Below are 5,467 nucleotides of genomic sequence, written 5' to 3'. Positions count from 1 at the left end.
TATATTATAATTTCTTCTAAATTATTAAATTAAAATAGATATTTTATTTAAATCGCATCTATTAGTTATTATTTATTGAATGCATAATTGTATACAATTATATTTAAGATAATATTTAATATTAATTTACACTTATGATATCCTTCATTTCATTAAATAATCCCTTTGTACATTTTTCACCCCTAAAGTTTATGCAATTACTACAACTTTCATTAAGTCTTCCTACACTCATAGTAACTATTTTAAATTTTGTTTCATAAGACTCACAATTTTCAGCTATTACGTTTTTCATTTCACTATTAAGCATATAAACACCACCTATATTCTTTTCTTCTTATTATTCCTCAAATTATGAAAAAAATTCTCTTTTACACTTTTCACTCTTATTATCTTCTAAACTATACATATGCTATGTTTATATAATAATATTTCAATAAAAAACCCAGTATAAAAATCAATTAAATTTTCATACTGGTTTTTTTATTAATAATTAAGGAACTTATTTTATATTATATATTTTCTTAAATTTTTCATTCAAATATTGAATAAAATATTTAGATGAAAGTTCTTCTCCTGTTACCTTATTAATTAATTCTGTGGGTGTATATATACATCCATACTTATGTATATTGTCTTTTAGCCATTTATGTATAACATTCAAATTACCTTTAGCTATTTCCTGATATATATTTGAAATATCACTCTTCATTTTATTTAAAAATTGAGCTCCATAAAGATTCCCTAGTGCATAACTAGGAAAGTATCCAAAACTTCCATCGGACCAATGTATATCTTGCAATACTCCTTCTCTATCATTTTTAGGTTCTATTCCTAAATACTCCTTATACTTTTTATTCCAGACATTAGGTAGTTCTTCTACTGAAATATCTCCATTGATAAGTGCCTTTTCAATTTCATATCTTATTATTATATGTAGACTATAAGTTAACTCATCTGCTTCAGTTCTAATTAATGAAGGCTCCACATAATTAATACCTCTATAGAAATCTTCTAAAGATATATCTTTAAATTTAGGAAACTGCTCTACTACATCAGGATAAAAAAACTTCCAAAAATTTTTGTTTCTACCAATTATATTCTCATAAAATCTTGATTGTGATTCATGAATTCCCATAGAAGCACCCTCTCCAAGTAGAGTTCCTTGAAGATTATCTGAAATATCTTGCTCATATATTCCATGACCTGCTTCATGAATACAACTAAATAAAGCTGGTCTAAAATCACTTTCATCGTAATTCGTAGTTATCCTTACATCTTTATTACCAAAACTAGTAGTGAATGGATGAGTAGATTCATCCACCCTACCTGCCTCTTTATAATCATATCCCATTTTATATATTATTCTTTTGGCAAGTTTTTCTTGTTTATCTTTTGGAAAATTACCATTAAAAAATTGAATATCAGGATTATTCCCAGACTTTTTAATCTTATTTAGTAGTTCAACAATAGCATCTCTTAGATTTCCAAATACCTCATCTAATTTCTCTGTAGTAATACCTGGCTCATATATATCTAAAAGAGCATCATATCTATTCTTTTTAAATCCCCAGTAATCCGCAAATTTCTGATTATAATTTACCATCTTCTCAAGGTGAGGCTGAAATATTTTAAAATCGGATTTTCTTTTAGCCTCATCCCAAGCAGCACTTGAAATAGAACCAGCAATTATATATTCCGTATAATCTTTTTTAGGTATTTTTTTATTTCTATCATATTCTTTTGATATCTTCTCTATAGTTCCCTTAGTTATATCATCTAAATCTCTTTTATTACTGAAAAAATCAACATATTCTTTAATCTTATTGGACGTAGATATATTATAACTCTCTCCAGAAAGATAACCTAATATTTCACTTCTGTAATGAATAGCTTTAGCAGGCATATTAACAACACTATCCCATTGTATTAAAGCCATTGCACTTTTTAAATACTCTAGTTTTTTTAAATATTCCTTTAGCTCAATTAATTTCTCTTGAAATTCTTTTACCATTTATAATTCCTCCAGAAAGTACGTTATTTTAAACTATTTAACTACATAATACCGATTCTGTTTCTCTACAATATCTCGTAGTTAAACACTGACCTAAATTTCTAGGACATTTTTTACACATGCAGTCTTCAGCTTTGCTATCACAATGTCCTGTTTTTAACTCTGGACAATGCTTACAATTTGCCCCTTCTTTTATCATTTATAACACCTCTATATCTGTTATTCACTTCTGTCTATTTTCTTGTTCTTTGTATCTATCTCTATAGGTATTCATTATTCCACTAAAAATTTTAGCACTGGTTGGTGGGGTATACGTTATTGCATTAGCACCGGCTTCAATAGTTTCTGTTATTGATTCCTCCGTAGCTCCACCAGTAGCTATAATAGGAAATTCAGGGAATTGATCTCTTATTTTTTTTACTATATAAGCAGTTTTTTTGGCTCCTGTAACATTTAGAATTGTAGCTCCTGCATCAATTCTAGCTTGAATATCATCATATTCTGAAAGCACACTCACAACAATAGGTATATCTACAGTTTCTCTTACCTGCCTTATAACTTCATTAGAGGTAGGGCCATTTAAAACAATTCCCATAGCTCCTTTAAATTCAGCATCTAAAGCTAAGTTAATAACTCTTTTTCCTGTTGTTAACCCTCCACCTACTCCACAGAAAACAGGAACATCTGCTGATAGAACTAATGCCGATGTGATTACAGGTTGTGGCGTAAATGGATATACTGCAATAACTGCATCTGCATTAGTATTTCTTATTATTGCCACATCCGTTGTAAATACAAATGATTTTAATCTTTTACCAAATATTCTAATACCGCTTGCACTTCTTATAATTTCTGGCAATTCTATCATATGACTTCTAAGAGTACCTTTTATATCTGGGACAAACTTATTATTACTCATATACTCACCTCTATATCTTATTTTGTTTATATAATCAACTAATGATAAAATATATAAATAAAAACCATAAATTTATAAACTAATATACAAATATTTCTAAAACTATATTATCACTTTAAGTATAATTTTACTATATATAAGTAACAATTATTAACTATAATTTAATAACTATATTTCTATATAAAACCTTTAATATTCTAATTCTAAATAAAGTAAGTACGTATATTAATATAAACTATAAAATAAAAAAGGTTATGTATTTCTAAACAGAAAAACTTAACCTTTTTTAAATTGCTAATAGGAATACAATCTTCAAAACAAATACCTGGAATATTTTCTATTTTAGCTCACAACTTCCGTCATCACATCTATATGCCCTTTTGTCATTATAGCCTATATTCTTAAGTACTTTTTTAACTACACTTTTTCCTATTTCATCCTCACACATTTCACAAAGTGCATCCTCTAGATTACTCCAATCAACCCATTCTACTTCATCTGATTTTATTATATCTCCACTTTCGTATTTAACCATAAAGGTTAACATTATTATTTCTCTAGAGGCTAAATAGTAGCTCCCAAGATATTCGGGGTTATTAACAACTATTCCCGTTTCTTCTTTAACCTCTCTTAAAACTGTGTCTTCCACAGTTTCCCCATTTGTAACATACCCTGATACCAACACTTTTGAGTGTTTAAATATGTAACTTTGTTTTAATAATAATATTTTATCATCTTTTACAACAGCCACTATTGCACACGGTTTAGGAGTATCAAAATACATGATATCATCTTTCGGACAATATGGTACTCCACCTTCATCATAACTAAACTTTTCTACTAATTTTCCACCACATATAGGACAATATTTAAATTTCATCAGTAGTTATCCCCCTAAGTTATTTATATAAATATTATAAGTAAAATATAAGCTAATGTACATTGTTTTATTATTAACATAAACTTTTATAATATAACATCTACCGGCTTTGATATAGTTATAAATTTCTCTCCCACAGTGCATTCATATGCAAAAATATCAACTCCATTTTCTTTTGCCATCCTAAGTGCCTCACCAAATTTAGGATCCATATCGTCATATGGTCTAAAAGATTTCATATTATCCATTTGAAGCACAAATATAACGCCTCCATTTATTCCTTTATTTTTAGCTTCAACAAGTTCAAGAAGGTGTTTTCTTCCCCTTTCTGTAGGTGCATCTGGAAATTTAGCTTTTCCATCCTCCTCATAAGTGACTCCTTTTACTTCAAGATAATATATATTGTTATAATCATCTGTAAGTCTAAAATCAAATCTACTATTACCGTAAGTCTTTTCTCTTTCTACAATATTAAAAATTTTTAATTTTTCAATTTTTTTACTTAACAGGGCTTCTTCTACTATCTTATTGGGTATTTGTGAATCTATATTTATAAGCTTATTTCCTTTGTATCCAGCAATCAAATCGTATTTAGTTTTTCTATTAACTCCATTTTCCTCTCTTAAAATTACTGTGCATCCAGGAACTAATATTTCTTTACATCTTCCTGTGTTAGGGACATGAACCATAATTGTTTCGTTATCTAATTTCACATATGCTTGAAATCTATTAGGTCTATTTATAAATTTTACAACTCTAATATTTTTTTCTATATCCATATTATCATCTTCCATCTCTTATTATTTTAAATATTCATATTAACAATTTAATTCAAATATCAACATAAGTTGTTAATAACTTATACACACTATGTATTATATCCTCGTAATCCCTTATAATATAAGCTTTTATATCTGTATATAAGTTATTAACATTATGCACACCACTATATATTGATAATATATCTTTTTTAATATACTACATATATTAAAATTATTATATTTATCCACATATATCTGTGGATATTTGCAAAAAACTGTGGATAATATCTTATTTATCCACAGTTTTTATAAATATTAAAAATAAACCATACCTTATTTTTGTCTTTTTTTATATAATAATATAAAAAAGAATCTTCTTGTAATAAAGAAGATTCTTTCGTGGTGCGTCTTAAGGGATTCGAACCCCCGGCCCACGCCTTAGAAGGGCGTTGCTCTATCCAGCTGAGCTAAAGACGCATATGGAGCGGGTGAAGGGAATCGAACCCTCGTAATCAGCTTGGAAGGCTGACACTCTACCATTGAGTTACACCCGCTTATATATGGAGCGGAAGACGAGATTCGAACTCGCGACGTTCACCTTGGCAAGGTGACGCTCTACCACTGAGCCACTCCCGCTTATATATTGGTGCAGGTGAAGGGACTTGAACCCCCATGCCGTAGGCGCTAGATCCTAAGTCTAGTGCGTCTGCCAATTCCGCCACACCTGCACAAAATTAAATAATAAACAAATGCCTAGTTAAACAAGTAAATGTAAAACCAAGCACAAGTCATTGGTGACCCCTACGGGACTTGAACCCATGTTACCACCGTGAAAGGGTGGTGTCTTAACCGCTTGACCAAGGGGCCATAATTAGTAAGTATTTAAATAAAATACT

General features: G+C 29.2%; 6 protein-coding genes and 5 tRNA genes. All 11 read right to left on the bottom strand.

Annotated elements, in window-relative coordinates:
* Positions 1-121 precede the first annotated feature (121 nt).
* Complete coding sequence (locus RH99_RS17545; RefSeq protein WP_010241361.1) at positions 122-307, bottom strand: hypothetical protein; 186 nt, start codon at positions 305-307, stop codon at positions 122-124.
* A gap of 192 nt (positions 308-499) precedes the next feature.
* Positions 500-2,011 (bottom strand): carboxypeptidase M32, encoded by a 1,512-nt coding sequence (locus RH99_RS17540; RefSeq protein WP_010241360.1) that lies wholly within the window; start codon positions 2,009-2,011, stop codon positions 500-502.
* Between the two features lie 37 nt (positions 2,012-2,048).
* Positions 2,049-2,210, bottom strand: a complete 162-nt coding sequence (locus tag RH99_RS19405; protein WP_010241359.1) for a hypothetical protein — start codon at positions 2,208-2,210, stop codon at positions 2,049-2,051.
* A 24-nt stretch (positions 2,211-2,234) separates the two neighbouring features.
* Positions 2,235-2,930 (bottom strand): beta/alpha barrel domain-containing protein, encoded by a 696-nt coding sequence (locus RH99_RS17530; protein WP_010241358.1) that lies wholly within the window; start codon positions 2,928-2,930, stop codon positions 2,235-2,237.
* A gap of 337 nt (positions 2,931-3,267) precedes the next feature.
* The gene (locus RH99_RS17525) at positions 3,268-3,810 is read right to left on the bottom strand and encodes an NAD(+) diphosphatase (protein WP_010241357.1); all 543 of its coding nucleotides are present in this window, start codon (positions 3,808-3,810) and stop codon (positions 3,268-3,270) included.
* A gap of 86 nt (positions 3,811-3,896) precedes the next feature.
* The gene (gene sfsA, locus RH99_RS17520) at positions 3,897-4,589 is read right to left on the bottom strand and encodes a DNA/RNA nuclease SfsA (protein ID WP_010241355.1); all 693 of its coding nucleotides are present in this window, start codon (positions 4,587-4,589) and stop codon (positions 3,897-3,899) included.
* 382 nt (positions 4,590-4,971) lie between these two features.
* Positions 4,972-5,048 (bottom strand) — tRNA-Arg (locus RH99_RS17515).
* A gap of 3 nt (positions 5,049-5,051) precedes the next feature.
* Positions 5,052-5,125: transfer RNA gene (locus tag RH99_RS17510), tRNA-Gly, on the bottom strand.
* Between the two features lie 7 nt (positions 5,126-5,132).
* Positions 5,133-5,207, bottom strand: a tRNA-Gly gene (locus tag RH99_RS17505).
* An 8-nt stretch (positions 5,208-5,215) separates the two neighbouring features.
* A tRNA-Leu gene (locus RH99_RS17500) sits at positions 5,216-5,299 on the bottom strand.
* 64 nt (positions 5,300-5,363) lie between these two features.
* A tRNA-Glu gene (locus tag RH99_RS17495) sits at positions 5,364-5,438 on the bottom strand.
* Positions 5,439-5,467: the final 29 nt, after the last annotated feature.

Origin of the sequence: Clostridium arbusti SL206, from assembly GCF_000246895.1 — a bacterium.
Lineage (GTDB): Bacteria > Bacillota > Clostridia > Clostridiales > Clostridiaceae > Clostridium_I > Clostridium_I arbusti.
The sequence above is the reverse complement of the archived record's forward strand: the minus strand, read 5'-3'. Positions and strand labels throughout refer to the sequence as shown.

Excerpts from the sequence above, each read along its gene's own strand:
- RH99_RS19405 (WP_010241359.1), bottom strand. The coding sequence starts at position 2,210 with ATGATAAAAGAAGGGGCAAATTGTAAGCATTGTCCAGAGTTAAAAACA.
- sfsA (WP_010241355.1), bottom strand. The coding sequence starts at position 4,589 with ATGGATATAGAAAAAAATATTAGAGTTGTAAAATTTATAAATAGACCT.
- RH99_RS17530 (WP_010241358.1), bottom strand. The coding sequence starts at position 2,930 with ATGAGTAATAATAAGTTTGTCCCAGATATAAAAGGTACTCTTAGAAGT.
- RH99_RS17545 (WP_010241361.1), bottom strand. The coding sequence starts at position 307 with ATGCTTAATAGTGAAATGAAAAACGTAATAGCTGAAAATTGTGAGTCT.
- RH99_RS17525 (WP_010241357.1), bottom strand. The coding sequence starts at position 3,810 with ATGAAATTTAAATATTGTCCTATATGTGGTGGAAAATTAGTAGAAAAG.
- RH99_RS17540 (WP_010241360.1), bottom strand. The coding sequence starts at position 2,011 with ATGGTAAAAGAATTTCAAGAGAAATTAATTGAGCTAAAGGAATATTTA.